Origin of the sequence: Laceyella sacchari, assembly GCF_024927925.1 — a bacterium.
Classification (GTDB): Bacteria; Bacillota; Bacilli; order Thermoactinomycetales; family Thermoactinomycetaceae; genus Laceyella; species Laceyella sacchari.
Genome location: NZ_CP103866.1, coordinates 703,863 through 726,025, shown reverse-complemented (window position 1 = coordinate 726,025; position 22,163 = coordinate 703,863). Strand labels below are relative to the sequence as shown.

The following is a 22,163-nucleotide window of genomic DNA, read 5'->3' as shown; positions in this document are numbered from 1 at the left end:
GATTTTTATTTAACAGCATTGCATTATTTATTATAATAGTTACTCTATAAAAAATGATTTGAAATCAAATCAGTTAAATAGTCCCCCCTCCGGTCACGTTCCTTTCACCACTGCCATTGGGCGGCATACCGCTACTACCGAGGCTAGTCCCGCTCCTACTACCGAATCGATGATTTGATCCACATCTTTATACGCTTGTGGACACTCTGTCAAAATATGCTCCAGCGTCCAGCGGTTGACGACCACTTCTTCTTCCGTCCCCACATTCATCGAATGGGCGAACGCATCCACAGACACATGTTCCCGCACCGCATCCCGAGCGTAAATGCGCCCCGCACCATGGCAGATGGAATAAAAATTCTTCTCCCCGCTTTTCGCTCCCACCATGATATACGACGCCGTTCCCATCGAACCTGGGATCAAAGCGGGATGCCCCGTTGCCCGATAAGGTTCGGGATTCAATTCATGTCCGGCAGGTAATGCGCGGGTCGTTCCTTTGCGGTGAACCAACATCGACTGGCCACGATGTGTTTCCTCCAACGCATAATTGTGCATCAAATCATACAAAACGGGCATTTCCAGATCGGTGCCGAACACCTCTTGGAACGCTGCTCGCACGCCAAACGCGATCATGTGCCGGTTGGCGACGGCATAATTTAAAGCCGAATACATCAGATTGAGGTACCATCTCCCTTCTTCTGCATGAATCGGGACATAAATAAGCCTGGGATCACGGGTGCCGATGCCCCACATCTCCATCGCGTCTTTGATGCGGTTCGTATATTCCGACCTCAACATTCGCCCCCAAGCGCGAGACCCGGAGTGGATCATCACTACCACCTGGCCGTCAAACAACCCCCACTTCTCAGCTATCTTCCGTTGCCCTTCATCCACCCGTACATGCTGAATTTCGATGAAATGATTTCCCCCGCCCAACGTCCCCAATTCCCTGCCTGTTTGTTTCCATATACGCTCAGGAAGGATCTCCAGCGCAGCCATATCATACGCAAACCGGGCATGCTCCAAATGAGTAACGGAGCGAACGGCACTCACGTCACCCCGTTCGGGCAGATACTCCGCAGGCAGACCGTAAATCCCCTCTTTCACCACCCGTTCCAGCTCAATGTTGCGAAAAGGAGAGGCAATCCGTTTGGTTGGAACGTATTTTTCAATCCTTTTAATCAGCTTGCGCCGCACCTTTTTATCTTGCAGATCCCGTTTATGTAAGGGGGTCAAATGAACCCTGATGCCACAACCAATATCTGAGCCCACAATGGACGGGGACACGAAACCATCGCTCATCTTCCACACCGCCGTTGTGCCTACGCACGCACCAGACGACACGTGCGCATCCGGCGTATAACTCATAAAATGATTGCGTGGTATGCGCAGATTGTTATCCGCCATCTTGTATACTTTTCTGTCCAACGAAGCGAGCACTTCCGCATTGGCAAACAGATGCAACACCCCGTTGCGCAACTTTACCGTCTGATGGTATTTCCCAACTTCCCTGGCCATGCTCATCGCTCCTGTCTGTGATTTCGCCGCACATCGTCAGAAAGACTGATGTTCACCTCGACGACCCTTCAGCCTCTGGCTCATCAGCCTTTTACCACCAGCCGCCCAATACATTTCATACAACATAAAAGGTATATATCAATATTAAATAAAAACGCACTTCTGATTAAACTTATTTTTATTAAAAATATAAACGATCCTTTTGAGAAAAGGGTCTTCCGTCGCTTCTTCCCTGCCAACTTGATTTGCCAAACGCACTCCAGGTAGTCAAACAGAAAACACCACCTGTCGAAACAAGTGGTGTTTCTCTTACGTAATGTTATCCATTGCTCCGGTAGCTGGTAGCACATGGCTCCCTGCTTCAAATACAATCTCCATACCACACGGCTAAAACAACCCTTCCCTAACAGCACCACTCAGGGAAGGGAAATTATATTTATATGGAATTATCTGTTTTTCCAAGTGTTCAGATTATTAAATACCTCTTGAGTAATACGGGTTCCTCGATTGTATGGGTTGCCGCCGTATACACCATTGGTGTGGATCGCGATGCTGCAAGTGCCGCAACTGCTGGAGTTGTAAACCGGTGAGCCGCTTTGTCCACCGTAGGTGTCATTAGCATAGTGCACTTTATACGTGTACGTTTCACGTACTTGGTCGTCATCCTCCCACTGGGTGCCGTAGGTTTTGTCACCGGGGTACCCGCTGATGTTTTGCGCCATCCCATTCAACGAACCGGATACCACGCGCAAACCAAACCATCCCGTGCTGTCGCCGATGGGCTTATCCAATTTGATCGCACCATAATCATAGTTGGTGTCGCCATTTTGCGTCCAGCCCGTGACGGAGAAGAAATTGACCGCATTGGCATAGCCATACGGAGCGGTACTTCCATTGCGCCCAGGGTATACTTTTGCCCAAGAAGCCCATTTGCCGGAACCCGGATCATAAATGCAGTGACCCGCCGTCGCCACAGTGTCAGCGTCAATCATCCAACCGGTACAACCACCGATATCGCTTTCAATATGAGCGATAGCGCGGTAGGGATATGTAGTCGTATTGGTCACCCGGGTGCGTTCATCCGTGCCGATCACGGATTCGGTGCTCACGTCGCCTTCGTTCCCCTCAGCGGAACGGACGGGAGCCACTTTGCCACCTTTGATCTTTACCGGGGACTTTTTGCCTGTTCCTTCATACCCTTTCACATAGGAGCCATTGGCCTCGGTCACAACACCGCTAAAGGTCTTCGCCGCTTCAAAAACGGTGCCGTCACTGGACACAGGCGTATGTGGTGAAAGCTTGCCCGATGTCGCACTTGCGGTTGGTGTCCCCACTGCAAACGGCATAGCGAGAACAGCCGAAAGGGACAGAGAAACAATCGAAAGCCCTATGCGCTTCTTTTTGGCCAATATATTCACACCTTTCTAAAATGTTAAACTCAACTTCCAAAAATATTATTCATCAGATAACTATTATTGTCAAGATATATTCTATAAATTCTAAATGAATTAACTGTTATAATAATAAATTAAGCTAAAAAACAAACATCTCCTTTGTACTTTTGGTATTTTATAATGAAATATATGGATAAAATTATTGAGTATTTAGCTTGATCCACCTTTTTTTGTTGACTGGTTTATGCTATTCCAACGACAACCAGCGGCCCAATCCCTTGCTTTGGGATTGGGCCGCTGGTTAAGCATGTATTTATCTGTGTCCCCAAATCGATCCGTAAACCCAAGGCTCCATCCCGGATGCAGAACGAACGGAGGGCGCGGACTTAAGAGATTTGTTTTGATTGTCTATATATGCAGGCATGTGCGTCTCATCGATAAATAAAATTCCATCATACTGTTCGCGTGGCACCAACTTCTCATCCCACAGCCCCCAGTCTAAGGCTTGACGTTCCGTGTACATCCATTTGGTACCTGGTGTGTTGCCTTGACGCAACAAATCCACAAACAAATTGGTGTGTCCGGCTTTCTCCAGAATGGACTCCAGATTGCCTTCCGGATGAGGATAGCGCACCGGCGCAGGCTCTCTGTTGTTAAGTGCGGATACCCCACGATTCATGTACAGACCCACCACATACGATTTGTTTTTCAGGTGGTGTGGCAACAGCTGCCCCATAGTGGGTACGGAAGCTCTGTATGGGTTAACGGTCTTGGTGTTAGCTTTTCGAATATGGATATTATGCGCCCATACAATGATCTTTTTGTCAGGATACAGCTTTTCGGCCAACCAAGTGAGGTGCTTCGCCATTGCTTGATCCCGCAACACGGAGGCTTCATCCAACGCTTTTTGAGCTTCTTCGTATTTCTCCTCTTGCATATACTTGGCAAACAGGATATATTTCTCCAAAATGTGATCGATGGTGTGAATGCGGTCTTGCAGAGCATATTCAGTAATTGTGATCAACTTGGGATGTTTCGGGTAACGGCTGGACAAGGCTCGCTTGTTGTCCCGAACAAACTTCAGCAACTCCTTATAATTATTGATCAATGACCCTTTTTCAGCGCGGAACCGCTCCACATCGGTTTCCGTGGCATAGGTTTGCAGAAAACGAGTTTCCGTTTGATACGCTTTTTCCGCCATGGCTGGATTGACAGACTCAAACCATTTCTTCAAAAATTCTTGATAATTGCCTTGTGGTTGCATGTCAAATCCAGCAAGCGTGAGCGGATCTTTGCCGCTTTTCTCCTTTTTCAAATATTCAAATAGCGGGAGTGTTTCTTTTGTGTGCCATATGCCATAAATGGCGTTCTGCATTGTATTTAGCGGAGTCGCTTGTCCTGCGTGCAAATCGGCGGCGGCCGTTTCAACCAGACCCGATTCAAAAGCGATGACATCATAATCTAGCTCTTCATGCAAATACTGGATCAATCTCGCTTTAGAGGAGTTAAACTCAGCAGCACCATGTGAGCTTTCCCCCAACATGACGACTCGTTTGCCTTTCAGAACCTTTTTCAAAAAGCGTAAATCGCGAAAGGTGTCCCCTTGGCTAGGAGCCAGCTTTTCCACAGCATGAGAACGCTTTTGCAACCAGGTTGTCCATGCAGGAGCTTCTGTCGAAGCAGTCGTTGCAGCAAAGCTGATGTTACTTGACAAGATCGTTGTTACAGACAAACAGGCCGCCATGGCAAGAGCAAATCTTTTTCTCTTGTTGTTCATGAAAGCACCCCTTTCCGTATCCTTTATTACCCGAATTTCCTTAATATTAAATAAACAATAGTTGAACAAATGGTGAACCCGCGCTACAAGACGATACAAAACGAGCAGGCCGTGGGCATTACGATTTGTGAATACCCACGGCCTGACTATTTCACTTTACAGATATCAAGCGATTAAATCACATCATACCCTTGCTCTTCAATTGCCGCTTTGATTTGTTCGATATTGGCCCGACTCTCATCGTATGCCACAGTAACCATGCCGGCTTTTAAATCAACCGTCGCTTCCTCTGTCAAATCCTTAAGCGCCCCGGTGACAGCATTGGCACAATGATTACAAGACATGCCTTCCACCCGCAAGGTTTCTTTGATCATGCGCATGCGGAATCCGCCTCTTTTCTTCATTATTTTCAATAGGAGCCCAACGCTCAACACTCACTCTGCCGCATATAAAACAGATCGCATCGAGTGACTTATCAGCTCCTTTTCACCCATGGTACTATACCCCACCATAGTATGTAAAGGACGTTTTTAGGCAATGGCCGACGAAAGGCGATGTTGGGAACGGTTTTATGTTATAACAAATCAAAAGGCATGTAAGATGGAAGTCTTGGATTGGAGGGTTTTAATGGAAAACTCATTGGCGCACCTGTTCTCCGAGCTCGGATATTGGGCGATTCTCGCCAGCTTGTTACTCAATGGCATCATTCAAGTCCTCGGTTTTATCCCTTCAGTGTTTCTCACCACCGTCAATGTGTTAATTTGGGGGCCTTGGCTTGGCGGATTATTATCTTGGCTGGGGGAAGTGATCGGCTCGGTCGCCGCTTTTCTCCTTTACCGCAAAGGTATTCAACTAGCAAAGGTGGAGCGGCATACGCATTGGCGATGGATGCAGACCTTAAACAATCTATCTCCCCTAAGACAATGGCTCGCGCTCATCCTGGCCCGGCTCACTCCGTTCATTCCTGCCGGGGCCGTCAACCTCGTTGGTGCGCTGACCACTGTTTCCTTGTCGGTGTTTTTCTTGTCCACCGCGATCGGCAAGATTCCGTCAATGGCTTTGGAAGTGTGGTTTAGTCACGGTCTCATCCACATCGAACAAAATGCGGTGCAAGTCACACTCACCCTGATTGCCGTCGCAGTGGGATACGTGGTGTTAAAAAGGCGCGCCAAAGCCAACGACGGGCAATAAAAGACATGCGGGCTCCGCTCCTTCTACTCGCACCATCAGCGAGACGATGGACAGGCCAATGCCCGCCTCTTGATATACAGTCTCCCTCGCGAACTTGCCCCTGTCTCGATCCTAAGCGCCATGCATTGCTTGGTGGACATCAACTTTCACCCCTCCCGTTCAATCACCTGGTACAAAGTATCCACTCATCCACTTAAGCTAGTCATTTTCCATCGTTGTATTCTTAACGGGAAAAGTCTATGTTCTAACGACAGAATCCAAGTATTGACAACTTGAAATATAAGAGTTAGTATTTTGTTAACCGGTAAACATTCCTTACCTCTCTCAAGCTTCATTTCAGTCTGTAAGTTGTACAAAATTTGTTTGTGTAACCTAACTTCATCATGTAAGAGTAGGTTTGGTTTCTTACTTACCTTTCTTCATATCACTATCGCATTATCATTAACAGGTAAACAAAATTTATTGTAGAGAGGAGCAAACAAGACAATGTCTGATCTAACCAAACAGCTGATTCATGAAATGTATTCAAGGTTATTACACCTTAACGAGCAGCGAATGGATACGGAACTCCACCTATTTCTTAAACAAGCGACAGTGGATCAAATAACTTTTATTCCAAAAAATATGACAGCCATACATGTCATTGACTGCATAGGTGACAATGAACCCATAAATAATACGACAATTGCTAAGCGAATGAACTTATCCAAAGCCAATATTACCAAAATCAGTGCGAAGCTATTGGATGAAGGATTGATTAAACGTTTTCAATTGAACGACAACAAGAAAGAAATATATTTTCGGCTCACTTCCAAAGGAAAACACGTGTATGACTTGCACAAAAAACTACATAAGAGAAAGGAACAACAATTTTATCAGTTTCTAGATTCGTTTTCAGAGACAGAACAGGAAGTCATATTAAAATTTCTACAGAAACTGACGACTCGCATCGCGGAGGAACAAATAGAAACAACCTAGTTAATTCATTCATATCCCTCGTACACCGTTATACAGCTGACAACAGCCCTCTTTTACTAATGCATTCAGAACTTAAACACTTCTCCCATTGTATTCTTCCCTTGTGAATATTATTGAATTTGGTCTGCTGGATTTTTGTGTGTCCCACCAACGGGATGGTGAATCAATGTGATACATGAATTGTACCTATTTAAAAAAGGTAGGAGATTTCATTATGGAGCATAGTAAATCGGGTTCTGCTTTTATTTTATATTTGGTTTGCATAAGCGCTTTTTTTGCATCTTTAAACCAAAATATTTATTCACCCATCATCCCTTTAATCAGAGACTCTTTTCATGTGTCTGTATCCATGGTTAATGCTTCGGTCTCAATGTTTATTTTCATTACCGCAATCATGCAGATTGTTCTTGGGTCAGCCGTTGATTTTAAAGGTGCCAAGTTCGTATTGATTCCCGGAATAATTTTAACGGTCATTGCCAGTATTGGTTGCGCCGTCACACAGCATTTTACGCTTTTCCTTGTGTTCAGAGCCTTGCAAGCAATAGGAACCGCCGCCATCCCACTTATAGCAGCAACAACGATTGGCCACCTGTTTAAAGGTAGCCAACGCGGAAGTGCTATGGGAACTTACCAAATGCTACTATCTGTTGCACCGGTGATCGCACCAGTCCTCGGAGGATTTATAGGTGACCAATATAGCTACCCTGGGGTTTTTTGGTTTCTTGCCGGAATCTCAGTTATCTTGCTTTTGACCAACGCTTTCTATTTTCCCCAAGATCACGTTGATAAGAAAAAAGAAATGAACCTAAGCACATGGTTTAGCCACTACAAAACGATCTTCAATAGCAAGGCGGGAAATGCCATTTTGATTTTAAGCTTCTTTATTTTCTTCATCTATTTTTCAATCATTGTATATTTGCCTATTTTATTGACCGATCACTTTCATTTGAGCCTAAAAATAGTGGGATTGCTTTATTTGCCAGTGGCTGTGAGCACCATGGCAGGAAGTATGATCTTCAAATATATTCAATCCAGTATTCCGCTTAAGAAGCTATTTACAATAGGAAATATCATGATGGCTTTTAGTATGCTGTTGTTTTCCTTTACGCATTCGCTTTCTTTGATTGCTATATCGATTGCGTTAGTTTTACATGGGATATCTGTGGGCCTTATTACCCCACTGTATTCAACCATGATAACAAATGAGTTTGAGCAACAGAAAGGTAGCGCAATAGGGATGTTCAACTTTGTCAGATACATTGGCATGGCCGCTGGACCAATCATTTCTGGATTATTACTGGCAGAGTACACATCTAAACTTGTGTTTGGGTTGTTGGGTGTATTGTTTGCTTTGTTAAGTTTTTTTCTAGGTTCAAAAGGACTAAACAGCGCTAAGAAGAAACTTAAAGTCAGGGATTGAGACGAGAGGGAAAACCCTTAGGCCTAAACATGTAAGTATTTCTAAGGAATCAAGTTTACAGGAAATATGAAGATAAAACGGTGATCTGTGAATGGTTGTGGACCAATGTTCCGGCACCAGCGGAGCGGTTGAAGTAAAATATCAAAAGGTAATCAAACAGGTTCAACCAGTACATGGCTTCAATCAACTGTATATCGCTGATATCCACCAATAAACACATGATTATATGCAACATTCAATATAAAAAAGGGAATTCGGCAATTATCCGAATTCCCTTTGATATGAATAACACTTAATCTTCAATGGGTGGATCATTTAGGTTAAATTTCGTCCGCATTTTCGTTTTACCTCCCCTTCTATTACGTAATGATAGCGCAGACAGCCTGATAAAGGTTGTTCATTTCTGTTAATTGGCCCTTTTCTGATAAAATGAAGCAACCCTCTGCCAAGACGATTAAGACTTTGACTAGAGCGTGTCTAATGAGTAGGCCAGCGGCTCCACCCTTTTCTCCTTCGCTTCACTTGTGCATTGATGCTCCTTGTGAAAAGGGTTTTCCGCCGCTTCTTCCCCACCCACCTGATTTGCCAGACACACCCTGATCGGATAGCTATCTTTATGTTTTTCCCTGTCTGACTGCCTCTTCTAAAGCAATGTGAACCATTTCCTTCTGCCCTTAATCTAAGTATAACAAACCTGATTGGGTATAGGTGGTGATTGTGATTTGTATTTGCTGTTTGAAAGCAAAAAAGAATGGCCAAAAGACCAACCTTTTAGGCTGTAAGTTTAGCCGGATTTAGCTACATTTAGTTGATCAATCAGCTTATTTCGCACTTCTCCGATTACTTCTTTCAACTTTTCATAATCACGGAAACCGATGTAAAACAATTCAGAACCGACGCCGATCCGTGCTTCTTCCTTCACTTCATATTTATCCCACATGTGGACAATAATGTGGTGAAGGTCATCTACATGAGCTACAAATCGGTAACCGGCATAACCAACATTCACACTATATTGATACAATACCTCGTTGTCTCGTCTGGCCAAATAAAATGTTACCGCTTCTGGTGGATAACCTAGCGTTAGCCCCAGTATCCGATGATGTTTCGCTGAACCCCATTCCACATCGACCATTGATGCCAAATAGTTTTCCATCAGCTCTTGATTTTGAAAAAAAAGGTAAGAGCCATCGGCGTCGATCATATGGGGATACTTCTCCAATTGTGGCATCAGCTTTTCCAACTGTGGAATCATCCGTCTACAAATTGCAGGCTTGATTCCAATCAGAAATGCTTCATGATCTACCATGATTCGTTTTTCTTCCATGTCATTCACCTTTTTTACGGCTCGCCACTTGCCTTAAAGTATATACCACATACTTGATGCCCATCATGGTCACCAGCAGGTACGACTACAACCCAATTATAGGAGTCATTTGCAAAATATTCAAACAAAAATAATTATACCCTAGCGAAATTCAGTTTAAGCTGTATTACGAATATGGTCTACTTAATACATCATTATCAAATATATTTAACATCAGCCACCTGTAATATCAATATAAAAAGGGAATTCGGCAATTATCCGAACTCCCTTTGATATGAATATCACTTAATCTTCATCCGGCGGCTCACTTATAAAAGATTGTGTTTTGATTTGTTTCATTCTCTTTCTACCTCCTCTTCTATCTCGTAATGATAGCGCAGACTGTCTAAATTCGTCTATATATTTTTGATAGGTGGGAAGATTATTTCTTTCAGTTATTTCTGTGATTTCTAACAAAATATCGAATCGCAACATGTCAAATGAGTGTTTTTCAGTTAACTTGAGCGCTTCTTGATAATGTTCTAGTGCTTTCATATCATGCCTTTGCATCAGTCGACAATCTGCCAGGGCTATTAAGGCTTTGACTAATCGATAGCTATCTTTATGTTTCTTTCCCTGTCTGACTGCCTCTTCTAAAGCAGTGTGAGCGAGTTCCATCTGCCCTTGATCTAAGTATAGCAAACCTAATTGGGTATAGGTGGTGATTGCGATTTGTTTATCCTTGATTTTTGGCTCTAATTTTAGTGCTGTTTGATAGCACAATTCTGCATTTGCAAGTTGGCCAATACTGGCATAACTTTCTCCCAAAGAAGTCCAAAGTTCAAAACAACGGTCATATAAGCGATTTAAACGGGCATCATGCAAATCCGCGAGTGCATATTCTATCGCTTCATCATACCTCTTTAGCTTGTTAAGCAATTCAATTCGGATCTGAGTGATATTTAGACGAGCAGAACCGCTTTTTAATTGATCTTTCTCATTCCATATTTCTTCGATAATCTTTAACGCTTCCCCATCTCGATTTTGTTTTTCTAATACAATAGCTTTTGTAATTTGTAAATGAGCGCGAATATGGGATCGAGCACCACCTTCGACAAACGAGTCCAATCCTTTTTGGATATAATAAAGAGCCCGATCCAAGTGGTTCATTCTGTTACATACACACCCCAGCGCATTATAACTGGCAGCCTTGATGTTGGTCGGCAATAGTTCAGGATGAAGATCCACATATTTTACTGCGAGCTCATAATGTTCAAGTGCGTCATTCCATTCCTTTTTCCGTTCATAATATTTCCCTTTAAGATGGTAAGTGACGGCACGAGTCGGATCAAAAGTTGTGTCCTTGCTTCCATTTTCAATTTTCTTTTCCTCTTCAAACTCACGCAGTTGGGTGTACCCGCTTTCTCTATCCACGAGTAGAACGTGTTCAATCGCAATCAATCTCAGACCCGAATCAAGTTGATCTCTATACTTACGCACACGATAGTTTTCTAAATCGCTCACTTGCAGGCCGTAAAATCGACATAGCTTTTCTAACCGACTTGGTTCTGCTTGATAAGCTCCACGCTCAATATTAGAGATAATCCCTTGGTGCACACCAATTTCGGCCGAAAGTTCGAGCTGGCTTAATCCTCTCTCTTTTCTTGCGCTACGAAAAAACTCCCCCAGCTCCGTCGAAACAAAAATGCGATTTTTCCCCATTTCGTCTCTCCCTCATCAAATCTTTTTCCAAAAAAAATTTTGTGCATCATAGTTGGAATTTAACGGTGTTATATGAAAATCCTGCAACAAAAGGTTGGTCTATCTCCAATAAAATGAGCTTACTCACCATTTATTCATGATAATAAAACGCAATCGAAATAATCATTTATCCCTTCAAGGTTTTTGATCGACTCTTCTGAATATGCGAAGATGAGGACAAGAGGCACATTTTGAGGGGGTATGACGGATTTGATCACCAGGCAGATCACCTTGGAACTCACAAACGAAACAAAAAGAGCACTTGTGAAATCACTTGAACAACAAATTCAACATGACAATGAAATCACCAATCATCATCACACCCTTTTATACACCCAATTGATTAATCAGATTAAGTCACAGTGGAATGCATGGTTACCAACAGCAACAGAAGCATCCCTAAGGGCTGAGTAGCATGAACCGCATTGTTTCATATGAATATACCTTTTGGAGAAAAGACGGTCACAATCCCCAGGGAAAAACATTCACATTTTATACGGCACGCGGTTTGCAGTGGTCTTATATTTTGTTTTGCGAATGCTTGCGAAATTATCGTATCCCAATAAACCGCACTGAATTCCGCGTTGTAATGGTAAACGATGTCTTTTGGCTGTTAAGAGAAGGTTATTTTAACAAGAATAAAAAGCTCATTTATCTACCATTTGAAGAAACTTGCCAACGCCTGTCAGATATCGGCATCCAACCAGATGTTCCTCCGTGGATCATCAAGGATGACATAGAAACGGAGTGAAAGGAGGTGAAAGAGTATGGTGAAACGTTACCAAGGGGAGCCACCCCAAGCGTAAGCTTCTTATGTTTTAAAAACATTCAGGCATGTGTCACGACTGCTAATTAGACCAGGTTCGATCAATCACACCCATACAACCAACGCCCTGTCCGTTGCTCCGCGCTTCGGGTGGGGCGTTTTATCCTGTGTGATCTCTTATGTGCTTATTCTTGATTCATTTTAAGTGGTCATCTCAGATGCGCAAAAAAACAACCCGCTTGTCAACAAAGCGGGTTAAACCATGGTTGGCAATGCTCTTGCTTGATGAAAGGATCTTTCTATTCATGGCGGTGTGAGCATCAAGGGTCATTTTTGCAAAATGACATTGCCCGAATCTGTTTTCACATGCAACTGTGCGCTATTGTCAGATTGCTCCCCGATATAACCCTTCAATCCTGCATGGACTTCAACCAATTCTTTTTTGCCGCTCGTCACGGCAGTCACAGGAAAGTCGGTATCAATACTGCCCAAGTTGGTTGCCAAATCGACATACAGCGATTTTGGAAGCGATTGGAGTTGCACAGTCACATCACCGAGTTTGCTTTGAATGCGGTTATCCTTTTTGGCGTTGAGAAGCGGGCGAACTGTGATATCGCCACTGTCCGCTGTCACATCGACTGTCGCGTCGATCTGGCCTAACTCGATGTCGCCGAGATTGGAGCGGACGTTCAATTGGTCGCCATGGAAGCCAGAAAGCGAAATATCGCCTGATGCGGTATTTACGGTCATTGTTTTGGCCAACAATGCATGATTCCCATGGATATCGCCAAGGCGAGTCTTTACATACAGGGACTCATACATTTTTTCGGGAATGTAGACATTGAGCACAGGCGGCTCACTTATTTTTCCAAATGAGAAATCAAATAAGCGTTTCTCTCTTTGCTCCATGGTAACCGTGATTTTATGATTGCTTTCAGATACCTCAAACTTCACTTCATTCCTTTTCGGCACCTTGCCCGTCATTTCTGCCAACACTTCATCCTGCTTGTTGAGATGCAGGTTGATGTCCCCAACATTGGAGTTGATCTCGATCTGCGTAGCCTCTTTCGCATTAACTCTTTTATGCAAATTCACGTGTTTAACATCATCCAAAAAAAAGTTATATCCCAGGAAGAACACCATGCTAACTACTCCGATGATGCCGACAGCCATGGTGATCGCTCCGATACGAACGATTTTATTCATACTCATTTTTCCCCTTTAATTATTTTCAGGTTGGCTTGCAGATAACGGGTAAACCATCGAATCACTGCTTTGGAAACGCGATTCATGGCAGCATATAGCATCATCCCCGCGCCTGCCAGAATCAGTGTCACAAACAGGTTAAACATTGCTTTGGCTACCGAGCTTTCCCAGGCGAAAGCGGCAACCGCCACCAGCGGCGTCAATACAAAAGCCCCCGACAAGACATACAACGAAAAAATGAAACCGACAACGGCAACAAAAGGCGTAAGCACCAAAATGAGATTAAACAGCCCCAATCCAAGCGAAGCGAACACTGCACGCGTCAGGCTGGGCAATGAATGATTGGCCTTCGCTTCTCCCAGATGGTAGTCGGCGGTAAACTCCTTCGCAATCGTTTTGGGATTGCCGAGCCTTTTGATCACTTCTTCATCCGTTCGGCCTTTTTCCTTAGCATGGCGGAAGTGCTCTTCATAATCAGAGATAATCTCTTCCCGTTCAGCCGCTGGAAGATCCTTTAGTTGGGCGCGGAGCTGGTTGATGAACTCATTCTTTTTCAAGTTGGAGCCCCTCCTCTATGATTTGGTCGACAGCACGGGAAAACATCTTCCACTCCTCAACCAATTCCTTCAAATAGTTATTGCCGGCCTCCGTCAGCTGATAATATTTGCGTGGAGGACCTTCTTGAGACTCGACCAAATAAGTAGTGAAGTACCCTTCTTTGGTCAACCGTCTCAGGAGCGGATAAATGGTTCCTTCCGCAATCATGAATTTCTCGGAGATCCGGTCTACCAATTCATATCCATACCGGTCTTTACTGGAAGTAAGCACCATCACGCACAACGTGAGGACTCCCTTTTTAAATTGCACATTCACATGATCACCCAACTTCCCCGAGGTATTAATTAATAACAGGTACTGATCTATGACTAGATTGTATCATCAGCTATTAATCAATGCAAGGTACTATATAAAATTTTACCCCAACTTATTCTCCTTGCTACAACAGCCGACAGGCCCGCTTATCAGCTAAACCCGTCGGCTGATGCAGTCTGCGCAGGTGGCGCAGTACTTTTTGATTACGATGCAAATGTTCCTCTGTACATTACGATATCAACGCTGGATGGCATCAGCGCAACAGCCCTTGGGTTTCAGATGTCCCTGGCCGCGAACGTGCGAATCGCCAAACCTAAAGCGATGAGGCCATATAAGCAAGCGTAAATGATCATCAAAGCATTGGGCACAGACATGCTGCCCAACAGTCCTTGGGAAACAAAGGAAATCGGATTATCCGCAGAGTCAAACAGGCAGACCATCATTTTGCGGAACACAGAGTCCAAGGGAAAGATCAAGCTAATCACAATGCCGGTGTCAATCAACACCTGTTTTTTCAGCACAGCACCAAATTGCTCAATAAACCCGCCGATCATGCTGATGATATACAACATGATCATGATGATGCCACTGTTCAGCGTCGATATCCGCGCACTAAACGCCAGCGAAACGGCCGTTAAGAACAGAACTTGCAGAAGAAACAATCCGGATGCCTGCATGAGTTGGCCAAAGTCCAAAACGATGCGCAATTGTCCTCCAAACCATTGATTGATGAGCAGGACGCCGGCAAATAAAAACGCGGCGAACAGCAGAAGAATGCCACCCAATCCGATCAGTTTCCCCAACACAAATGCATGGCGAGGAAGAGCACGGCACAAGACCGATTCAATCTGGCGGCTCTCTATTTCCCTGGATAAGCTGCCTACACTACTGAAAATCGCAAGCAAGGATGTGATAAACGCGGCAAAATACAACCCCATGCCCAAAAATTGCGTCGCGAAAAAATTGTTTGCCAACACATTCTGGATGTTTCCCATTCCTGAAGACGCCATTTCTTTCCCCGCATAATGCGTTCCAATGCCATAAAAACAAAGAAAGGCTAAAGACATCAAAAAGATCACAATAAAAATGCGTTTATACAAGATTTCCTTTACCGTTATTTTAGCGATTGTCCACATGTTCCGCGCCTTCTTTCTTGTTGATCCAATACATGAAAATCTCTTCGAGGTTTTGTTGTTTCGGGGTGACTTGATACACATCTATTTGCCGGGAAGTTAAGGTCGAGACAAGAGCCGGGATCTGGGAGGGCTCAGACAGGGTTAACAGCCACGCACTTTTGCCATCCCAGCGGCTTAACCGTTTCCACCCGGTAACCAGGTCAGACAAAGAGGCCCACCACTCGTCCTCTACATCGGAGATCGTTACTTCCACCTGCGCCTGCACGGTACGAAGCTCCCGCCAATCTCCTTGGACAACCAACCGCCCTTTGTTGATGATGGCAACATGGTCACACACATTCTCCACTTCGCTCAACAAGTGGCTATTTAAAAAGACCGTTTTCCCCTCTGCCCTGAGATCGCTGATCAACTCGCGCACCTCTTTGCGGCCGATGGGATCGAGCGCCGAGGTTGGTTCATCCAGAAACACAAGCGCCGGGTCGGAAACCAGGGCACATGCCAAACCGATCCGCTGTTGCATGCCTTTGGAATAACCACGAATCTTCTCCTCTCCACGTTGATGAAGACCTACCCGTTCCAACAAGTGATGGATTCTCGCTTTTTGTTCGGTGCGCGGCACCTTGCACAAGTCGGCATGGAATTTCAGCAGTTGCATTCCGGCCATCCAATCCGGATAACGAAACAACTCCGGTAAATATCCGACTTGCTGCCGGGATGCGACAGATGAAATGGGATGTCCCATTATCGAAGCTGTCCCGCTGGTCGGCCGGATCAATCCCAACAAGGTGCGCACAAATGTACTTTTCCCCGCTCCGTTCGGCCCCAGAAACCCATACACCACGCCACGCGGCACCTGAAGAGTGATCTCGCGGCAACCTTTGTCGCCAGCATATAACTTGGTCAAATCCTGGGTTTTAATTACATAATCGCTCATGAGCATTCTTCCTCCTGAAACAGCAAGCAGAGCCACCCCATATTCGGAGTCACTCTGCCAGCCTGCGTTCATAAATTCGTGTATATCTACTGGGCTTCCATATTCTTTTCCCATTCATTACACACGTAACAAAGCACTCATCGGGAAAAGGCGTTATTCACCAACGTGATGACCCAGACATACCCTAGTTCATTTGTTGCGCAAGTCGCACCAATTGTTGGGAATCGCCATTAGTTTGATAATTGGTTAAGACACGGAGCTTTCCGTCTTTTTCCCAGAACACGGAGCTTCCCATTTGATCCGATTGTACCATACCATTGGCACCATTGATTTTCACTTCTTTGATTTTCCCTCCTCTATCAAAGACGGGAACAGGTAGCGTACTATCAAAATCATTAATATCGATCAACTGTTTTTTGATGTTTTCAGGAAGGAAGGGAAGCGAAAGCAACGCTTTGCGCAATTCCGCAAGATCGACGCCTTTGTCCGCTCTCAGATTCACCGGGTTGATCTCCGCAAATTCGATATATGCACCACGCTCATCTTTGATCTGCATCTGCACTTGCTTCGGCACATCCAGTGCAAATACTTTTCCATTCAGCTTCGCATCGAGGCTGACACCTGTTTGCAATTGGCGCAACATCTTATTCACTGCATCGGTGTTCAGTTTTAAATTCACCGTAACAGGCTGTTGCACGTTCACCTCAATCACTGTGTAGCCTTTGGGCAGGCTTGGCACGGCATGGCCCACTTTCATCGCTTGCTCAGCCGTTTGATAAGTTTGGTTTTGCCCTTGTTTCGCATCACCCGCATTCGTCCACACTTTCCCTAACCCTTTCAAGTCCAGCGTGCCAGCCTTCCGTTCATCAAGCCAGTTTGCCATTTGGCTTAAATCGTCTTCCGTCACCTTGACGAACTCCACCTGCTTCACGCGGAAAATGGATAAGAATTCACTGGCGGCCGCTTGCACTTGTGGAATGCTGAAGCTCCCCACGATGATACCTGCTGCGGCAATACCGGAAATCCACCGTTTTGTTCCTTGTTTCATGTTTTTCCATCCCCATTTCATTTTTTTATGTGTTTGTGTTGTGTGCGGCAACGGCTTCTTCGCCTCTGATTCTTGCAAATGGCGGTTGAACCGCTCCCAAGCTTGATCGGTTTGGATGGTCAGCGGTTGGGATGGAAGCGCAAAGCTTCCCTCCAGGCGAAGCCGAACCCAATCATCCAACGTTTTCATTTCCTTCAGCAATGTTTGACACTGCCGACAATGCTCCAGGTGGACGGCGATCTCTTTCCGCTCTTTGCGTGAAACCTCTCCATCCAGATAAGCTTGCAATCGCCCTTCATCCAAGCATTTCATCCCCCATCCCCCCTCACTTGTTGAAACAACTTGCGAAATCTGCTCTTCGCCCGAGACAAAAGGGTTCCTACATACCCTTTTTTTATTTGCATCACCTGTGCTAACTCTTCATAACTAAAGCCGGCGTACTTCATCAGCAAAAGGGTTCGCTCCCGATCATCCATCTGAAGCAGCGCGCGGCGAACCATCACCACATCTTCCCGACTCAACCATTCGCTTTCTGTTGAAGGAAACGAATCGAGCAAATAAAGCGATTCCTTTTTCACCCGAGCCAGGTGCCTTTTTTCTGAGCGCAAATGATTATACGTGGCATGGATCGTTGCTTTGGCCAACCAAGCAGGGATATTCTCAATCACGGTACGGTCGGTATGATAAAATTGGACAAACACCTCTTGGGCGATATCCTCAGCGATCGATGGCGACGGCAGGATTCGCATCACTTGCCGCACCACAAAAGGATAATAAGTCCGAAACAATTCTTCAAATTCGTTATGATCTTCCAGGGTTTGGTCCGTTTCTGAAGGAGATGGCTTTCCCATAGTTGGAACCTCCTTTCTACCGCCTTCATTTTATAGAAACCACCAAGCAATTTTTTATGACACCTTAGCCCAATCATTTTTCCCAACCCCTCTGAACCGATATCACGCCTACCTTCTTTTAAAAAACCACTTGTCTCCACCCAAACCTTAACCAGAGACCACCCTTTGCTACGGACAGCATAAAAAATCCTCCTTGTCGCCAAGGAGGATAGTAAGGATATGGGTCATCACTTCAGACCTTGCTCTATTTCCCGTACCATCTCAGCGACAGAGGCGAGCCCCCCGCCGGAGAGATACCAATAGTTCGGATCGAGGTAGACGATGTGACCTTCTTTAAACGCAGTCGTCTTTTTCACCAATTCATTTTCAATCACTTGTTTCGCACCGGATTGTCCACCGACGACCGCACTCCGGTCAATGACGAATAGATAGTCCGGATTTTTGTCCACGATATATTCAAAAGAAATGCTTTGTCCATGTGTTGAGGCCTTAATGTTGCTGTCCACCGGTTTCACTCCGAACACATCATGGATGAGCCCAAAGCGGGAACCTGGACCATATGCACTCACTTTGCCTTCATTGGCCAACACGATCAAGGCCTTCTTGTCGCTGACGCTAGCCTTTTTATTCAGATTCTCAATCGCACGATCAATGTTATCAAGTTCTTGCTTCACAACAGCTTCTTTGCCAAAAATCTTGCCAAGGGTATCCATATTCTCTTTGAATGAATCCATGTAGCGAGTGGAGTCCACTCCCAGATAAATCGTTGGCGCAATCTCGGAGAACTCCTTGTACGACTCCGCTTGTCTTGCGGAAATCACAATCAGATCAGGAGCAATTGCGTTGATTTTTTCAAAATCGGGTTCCTTCAAGCCACCCACATTTTCAACTTTGGCGTCTTTGAATTTTGCCAGGTAAGATGGCAAATTGTTTTTCGGGGCACCGGCTACTTCGATCCCCAGCTTATCCAGCGAATCCAACACCCCAAAATCAAATACGACCACTTTTTGTGGGTTTTTCTTCACTTTTGTTACTCCCAATTGATGCTTGATGGTCAATGTCTCTTGCGCCGTTGCGGATGAATTCCCTTTGCCGCTGGTGCTGTTTGCATTGCATGCCGTTGCCATCAAGGCTAACGCCAATGCGAGAAAAATTGCGCATAATTTTTTCATCACTATCACCTCTTATGAAAAATAAATACAGATTTTGTCCTGATTGATGGTCTCCACTTGAATGTCCAGATCATAAATCCCTTTCAAGACGGCGGGATCAATGATCTCATCAACAGGACCTTCTCTGATCACCTTGCCATCCTTCAAGGCCACAATATAGTCGGAGTAGCAGGACGCAAAATTGATATCGTGTATCACGATGATCACGGTTTTGCCCAGCTCGTCTGCCAACTTCCTCAACACTTTCATAATTTGCACCGAATGCCGCATATCCAGGTTGTTGAGCGGCTCATCCAACAAGATATACTCCGTATTCTGGGCGATGATCATGGCGATGTACGCCCGTTGCCTCTGCCCTCCGCTGAGCTGATCCAAGTACTTGTCTTGGATGTCTTCCAACTCCATATACTTGATCGCGTCATCTACATGCTTCCAGTCTTCTTCTGTCAAATTCCCTTGCGAATAAGGGAAACGCCCGAACGAAACGAGTTCCTTGATCGTCAACCGGATATTGATATGGTTGGATTGCTTGAGAATAGACACTTTTTTGGCCAGTTCATTGCTTTTCCATTCGCCGATTTCTTTCCCGTCAATCAGGATCTCCCCGGCGTCTTTGCTGATCAGGCGACTCATCATGGACAAGACGGTGCTTTTGCCCGCGCCATTGGGGCCGATGAATGAAGTGATTTTCCCTTTGGCAATGTTTAACGTTACCTGATCGACCACATATTTGTTACCATATCGTTTGCTAATTCCCCGCACTTCTACCATGCTCTGTTCTCCTTTAATAGAAGATAGAAAAAGTAACTGCCCCCGATAAAATTGATGATCACGCTCAACGTCGTCGAAAACGTAAACACTCTTTCTACAATCAGTTGTCCTCCAACCAAAGCAATCACACTGATCAACATCGAGCCAGCAATCAGATATGTATGGCGATACGTTCTCAAAAACTCATGGGCGAGATTGGCCACCAGCAATCCCAGAAAGGTGATTGGCCCTACCAGCGCCGTTGAGATGGAAACCAGCACAGCAACCAACACCAACAATCTTTTCACGATGAAATCATAATCCACCCCAAGGTTAACCGCCTGTTCTTTGCCCAGTGACAACACATCCAAATATTTGAGGTACCTTGAAGCATAGATAGAAATGAGCACCAAGGCGACAAAAGTGATGATGAGCAGATCGGTATGGATGTTGTTGAAGCTGGCAAACATTTTGTCTTGTACGATCAAGAACTCGTTTGGGTCGATCAACACCTGCATAAATGATGACAAGCTGTTGAACAATGTGCCAAATATCAACCCGACCAAAAGCAAAAAGTAGATCGTTTGCCCTTCTCTTTTGAAAAGGATTTTGTAGAACACCCCCATAAACAAAATCATGAGACCCACAGATAAAAGAAAATTGATTTGCTTATTGGCAATGGTCAGGTTGGCGGAGCCAAACGTAAAAATAATGACGGTTTGAATCAACATGTAAAGCGAATCCAATCCCAATACGCTTGGGGTCAAGATCCGGTTGTTGGTAATGGTTTGAAACACCACCGTTGCAAATGCGATAGAGGCCCCCGTCAACATGATGGCCAAGACCTTATATATTCTTCTCGGTAGAATATAATCCCAATTGCCACCAGCATTGAGAAATAAGAACATGGCGATCAACATAGCTGAAACAATGGCCAGAACCCCGATCTTCGCTTTATGATGCATATTTCTTGCTCCTCATCAGTAAATAAAGGAAAATTGCGCTACCAATCACCCCGACGGTCAGACCGATGGAGATTTCATACGGGTAAATGATGACCCGGCCCAGAATATCGCAAAACAGCACAAACACGGCACCCAGCAAAGCGGTGTGGGAAAGGTTTTTTTTCAGATGGTCTCCTTGGTAGATGCTGACGATATTGGGGATGATCAGCCCTAAAAAAGGAATCATGCCCGCAGTAAGCACAACCACACTAGTAACGAGGGCGACGATGATCAAGCCGATGTTTACGATCTGTTTGTAGTTCAACCCCAGATTGATGGAAAATTCCTCCCCCATGCCGGCCACAGTAAAAATGTTTGCAAAGGCATAGGCGATCACCACCAGCGGGACACTCACATAGATCAGCTCGTACTGCCCTTTGATGACCAACGAAAAATCTCCTTGTAGCCATGAAGAGATGTTCTGGATCAAATCATACTTATACGCGAAAAACGTGGTGACGGAACTGACGATATTCCCAAACATCAAGCCTACAAGCGGAATAAAGATGGTGTCTTTAAATTTGATTCTCTCCAGTATTTTCATGAACACCCATGTTCCAACCAAGGCGAATCCAAAGGCCACCAACATTTTTTGCAAAGGGCTGGCTGAGGCGAACAGCATCATAGACACCAAAATCCCCATCCTTGCGGCATCCATCGTTCCAGCAGTCGTCGGCGACACAAATTTGTTTCTGCTTAATTGTTGCATGATCAAACCGGCGATGCTCATGCTCACCCCAGCAATGATGATACTGGCCAAACGCGGCAACCGGCTGATCAGCAATATTTGCGTTGCCTCTTCGTCTAAGCGGAACAGATCCAACGGATTTACATCTTTGACGCCGATGAATACGGAGCAGAACGACAACACAATCAACGCTGCGATCAAATATCTTTTTTTCATTCTTGGGCATACTTCCTTACAACATTTTTTGCGAAAGAGAATCATTATCAATAACTAGCCAAAAAAAATAACTTTCTGGCTCAAGTTAGATGAAGCATTCAACAATTAAGATGATAGTGGTAATCATTATCATTTGTCAACCTGATTTTCCGGATACTAACAAGTTCTCCTCAC

The 22,163-nt window shown here is 44.9% G+C and carries 22 protein-coding genes; 5 read left to right on the top strand and 17 right to left on the bottom strand.

Going from position 1 to position 22,163, the window contains the following annotated elements:
- Positions 1-93 precede the first annotated feature (93 nt).
- The 4 genes from NYR52_RS03775 to NYR52_RS03760 form a co-directional block, all read right to left on the bottom strand.
- A complete protein-coding gene (locus tag NYR52_RS03775; protein ID WP_375163173.1) occupies positions 94-1,518 on the bottom strand; it encodes an RtcB family protein in 1,425 nt (474 codons plus the stop codon).
- Between the two features lie 446 nt (positions 1,519-1,964).
- Positions 1,965-2,927 carry a trypsin-like serine peptidase gene (locus NYR52_RS03770; RefSeq protein ID WP_259436320.1) on the bottom strand — a complete coding sequence of 321 codons (963 nt, stop codon included), beginning with the start codon at positions 2,925-2,927 and terminating at the stop codon, positions 1,965-1,967.
- A 298-nt stretch (positions 2,928-3,225) separates the two neighbouring features.
- Positions 3,226-4,689, bottom strand: coding sequence for an erythromycin esterase family protein (locus NYR52_RS03765; protein ID WP_259436319.1), 1,464 nt, complete (start codon positions 4,687-4,689; stop codon positions 3,226-3,228).
- 173 nt (positions 4,690-4,862) lie between these two features.
- Positions 4,863-5,063, bottom strand: coding sequence for a cation transporter (locus tag NYR52_RS03760; protein ID WP_132220873.1), 201 nt, complete (start codon positions 5,061-5,063; stop codon positions 4,863-4,865).
- Positions 5,064-5,316: 253 nt separating this feature from the next.
- Between NYR52_RS03760 and NYR52_RS03755 the strand changes: the two genes are divergently transcribed.
- From NYR52_RS03755 to NYR52_RS03740, 4 genes are all read left to right on the top strand, one after another.
- Entirely contained in the window at positions 5,317-5,880 is a 564-nt protein-coding gene (locus NYR52_RS03755) for a TVP38/TMEM64 family protein (protein ID WP_158283176.1), read from the top strand.
- A 486-nt stretch (positions 5,881-6,366) separates the two neighbouring features.
- A complete protein-coding gene (locus NYR52_RS03750; protein WP_259436318.1) occupies positions 6,367-6,858 on the top strand; it encodes a MarR family transcriptional regulator in 492 nt (163 codons plus the stop codon).
- A 214-nt stretch (positions 6,859-7,072) separates the two neighbouring features.
- Positions 7,073-8,278 carry an MFS transporter gene (locus NYR52_RS03745; protein ID WP_259436317.1) on the top strand — a complete coding sequence of 402 codons (1,206 nt, stop codon included), beginning with the start codon at positions 7,073-7,075 and terminating at the stop codon, positions 8,276-8,278.
- A 91-nt stretch (positions 8,279-8,369) separates the two neighbouring features.
- Positions 8,370-8,492: a hypothetical protein gene (locus NYR52_RS03740; RefSeq protein ID WP_259436316.1), complete on the top strand. Its 123-nt coding sequence runs from the start codon at positions 8,370-8,372 to the stop codon at positions 8,490-8,492.
- A 570-nt stretch (positions 8,493-9,062) separates the two neighbouring features.
- Here NYR52_RS03740 and NYR52_RS03735 read toward each other — a convergent pair.
- Positions 9,063-9,605: a hypothetical protein gene (locus NYR52_RS03735; RefSeq protein ID WP_259436315.1), complete on the bottom strand. Its 543-nt coding sequence runs from the start codon at positions 9,603-9,605 to the stop codon at positions 9,063-9,065.
- 285 nt (positions 9,606-9,890) lie between these two features.
- A complete protein-coding gene (locus NYR52_RS03730; RefSeq protein ID WP_259436314.1) occupies positions 9,891-11,306 on the bottom strand; it encodes a helix-turn-helix domain-containing protein in 1,416 nt (471 codons plus the stop codon).
- Positions 11,307-11,760: 454 nt separating this feature from the next.
- Between NYR52_RS03730 and NYR52_RS03725 the strand changes: the two genes are divergently transcribed.
- Positions 11,761-12,096, top strand: a complete 336-nt coding sequence (locus tag NYR52_RS03725) for a hypothetical protein (RefSeq protein WP_022737942.1) — start codon at positions 11,761-11,763, stop codon at positions 12,094-12,096.
- A gap of 342 nt (positions 12,097-12,438) precedes the next feature.
- Here NYR52_RS03725 and NYR52_RS03720 read toward each other — a convergent pair whose 3' ends face one another.
- The 11 genes from NYR52_RS03720 to NYR52_RS03670 form a co-directional block, all read right to left on the bottom strand.
- Positions 12,439-13,317, bottom strand: coding sequence for a DUF4097 family beta strand repeat-containing protein (locus NYR52_RS03720; RefSeq protein WP_259436313.1), 879 nt, complete (start codon positions 13,315-13,317; stop codon positions 12,439-12,441).
- Between the two features lie 2 nt (positions 13,318-13,319).
- Entirely contained in the window at positions 13,320-13,874 is a 555-nt protein-coding gene (locus NYR52_RS03715) for a DUF1700 domain-containing protein (protein ID WP_259436312.1), read from the bottom strand.
- A complete protein-coding gene (locus NYR52_RS03710; protein WP_132219714.1) occupies positions 13,861-14,190 on the bottom strand; it encodes a PadR family transcriptional regulator in 330 nt (109 codons plus the stop codon). Before NYR52_RS03710 ends, NYR52_RS03715 begins: the two co-directional genes overlap by 14 nt.
- Positions 14,191-14,465: 275 nt before the next feature.
- Positions 14,466-15,326 (bottom strand): ABC transporter permease subunit, encoded by an 861-nt coding sequence (locus NYR52_RS03705; RefSeq protein WP_259436311.1) that lies wholly within the window; start codon positions 15,324-15,326, stop codon positions 14,466-14,468.
- Entirely contained in the window at positions 15,310-16,260 is a 951-nt protein-coding gene (locus tag NYR52_RS03700; RefSeq protein ID WP_259436310.1) for an ABC transporter ATP-binding protein, read from the bottom strand. The genes NYR52_RS03705 and NYR52_RS03700 overlap by 17 nt, the downstream gene beginning before the upstream one ends.
- Positions 16,261-16,444: 184 nt before the next feature.
- Entirely contained in the window at positions 16,445-17,620 is a 1,176-nt protein-coding gene (locus tag NYR52_RS03695) for an anti-sigma factor family protein (protein ID WP_259436309.1), read from the bottom strand.
- Positions 17,617-18,159, bottom strand: coding sequence for an RNA polymerase sigma factor SigX (locus NYR52_RS03690; RefSeq protein ID WP_259436308.1), 543 nt, complete (start codon positions 18,157-18,159; stop codon positions 17,617-17,619). Before NYR52_RS03690 ends, NYR52_RS03695 begins: the two co-directional genes overlap by 4 nt.
- Positions 18,160-18,386: 227 nt before the next feature.
- Positions 18,387-19,331, bottom strand: coding sequence for a siderophore ABC transporter substrate-binding protein (locus tag NYR52_RS03685; protein WP_158283174.1), 945 nt, complete (start codon positions 19,329-19,331; stop codon positions 18,387-18,389).
- Positions 19,332-19,343: 12 nt separating this feature from the next.
- Entirely contained in the window at positions 19,344-20,102 is a 759-nt protein-coding gene (locus NYR52_RS03680) for an iron ABC transporter ATP-binding protein (protein ID WP_132219709.1), read from the bottom strand.
- A complete protein-coding gene (locus tag NYR52_RS03675) occupies positions 20,096-21,046 on the bottom strand; it encodes an iron chelate uptake ABC transporter family permease subunit (RefSeq protein ID WP_132219708.1) in 951 nt (316 codons plus the stop codon). Before NYR52_RS03675 ends, NYR52_RS03680 begins: the two co-directional genes overlap by 7 nt.
- On the bottom strand, positions 21,036-21,989 hold the full coding sequence (locus NYR52_RS03670; RefSeq protein WP_259436307.1) for an ABC transporter permease: 954 nt from the start codon (positions 21,987-21,989) through the stop codon (positions 21,036-21,038). Before NYR52_RS03670 ends, NYR52_RS03675 begins: the two co-directional genes overlap by 11 nt.
- Positions 21,990-22,163: the final 174 nt, after the last annotated feature.

Bases quoted from the DNA above. Each gene is read 5' to 3' on its own strand.
- NYR52_RS03775 (WP_375163173.1), bottom strand. From the start codon at position 1,518: ATGGCCAGGGAAGTTGGGAAATACCATCAGACGGTAAAGTTGCGCAAC.
- NYR52_RS03765 (WP_259436319.1), bottom strand. From the start codon at position 4,689: ATGAACAACAAGAGAAAAAGATTTGCTCTTGCCATGGCGGCCTGTTTG.
- NYR52_RS03760 (WP_132220873.1), bottom strand. From the start codon at position 5,063: ATGATCAAAGAAACCTTGCGGGTGGAAGGCATGTCTTGTAATCATTGT.
- NYR52_RS03755 (WP_158283176.1), top strand. From the start codon at position 5,317: ATGGAAAACTCATTGGCGCACCTGTTCTCCGAGCTCGGATATTGGGCG.
- NYR52_RS03750 (WP_259436318.1), top strand. From the start codon at position 6,367: ATGTCTGATCTAACCAAACAGCTGATTCATGAAATGTATTCAAGGTTA.
- NYR52_RS03745 (WP_259436317.1), top strand. From the start codon at position 7,073: ATGGAGCATAGTAAATCGGGTTCTGCTTTTATTTTATATTTGGTTTGC.
- NYR52_RS03740 (WP_259436316.1), top strand. From the start codon at position 8,370: ATGGTTGTGGACCAATGTTCCGGCACCAGCGGAGCGGTTGAAGTAAAA.
- NYR52_RS03735 (WP_259436315.1), bottom strand. From the start codon at position 9,605: ATGGAAGAAAAACGAATCATGGTAGATCATGAAGCATTTCTGATTGGA.
- NYR52_RS03730 (WP_259436314.1), bottom strand. From the start codon at position 11,306: ATGGGGAAAAATCGCATTTTTGTTTCGACGGAGCTGGGGGAGTTTTTT.
- NYR52_RS03725 (WP_022737942.1), top strand. From the start codon at position 11,761: ATGAACCGCATTGTTTCATATGAATATACCTTTTGGAGAAAAGACGGT.
- NYR52_RS03720 (WP_259436313.1), bottom strand. From the start codon at position 13,317: ATGAATAAAATCGTTCGTATCGGAGCGATCACCATGGCTGTCGGCATC.
- NYR52_RS03705 (WP_259436311.1), bottom strand. From the start codon at position 15,326: ATGTGGACAATCGCTAAAATAACGGTAAAGGAAATCTTGTATAAACGC.
- NYR52_RS03700 (WP_259436310.1), bottom strand. From the start codon at position 16,260: ATGAGCGATTATGTAATTAAAACCCAGGATTTGACCAAGTTATATGCT.
- NYR52_RS03695 (WP_259436309.1), bottom strand. From the start codon at position 17,620: ATGAAATGCTTGGATGAAGGGCGATTGCAAGCTTATCTGGATGGAGAG.
- NYR52_RS03690 (WP_259436308.1), bottom strand. From the start codon at position 18,159: ATGGGAAAGCCATCTCCTTCAGAAACGGACCAAACCCTGGAAGATCAT.
- NYR52_RS03685 (WP_158283174.1), bottom strand. From the start codon at position 19,331: ATGAAAAAATTATGCGCAATTTTTCTCGCATTGGCGTTAGCCTTGATG.
- NYR52_RS03680 (WP_132219709.1), bottom strand. From the start codon at position 20,102: ATGGTAGAAGTGCGGGGAATTAGCAAACGATATGGTAACAAATATGTG.
- NYR52_RS03675 (WP_132219708.1), bottom strand. From the start codon at position 21,046: ATGCATCATAAAGCGAAGATCGGGGTTCTGGCCATTGTTTCAGCTATG.
- NYR52_RS03670 (WP_259436307.1), bottom strand. From the start codon at position 21,989: ATGAAAAAAAGATATTTGATCGCAGCGTTGATTGTGTTGTCGTTCTGC.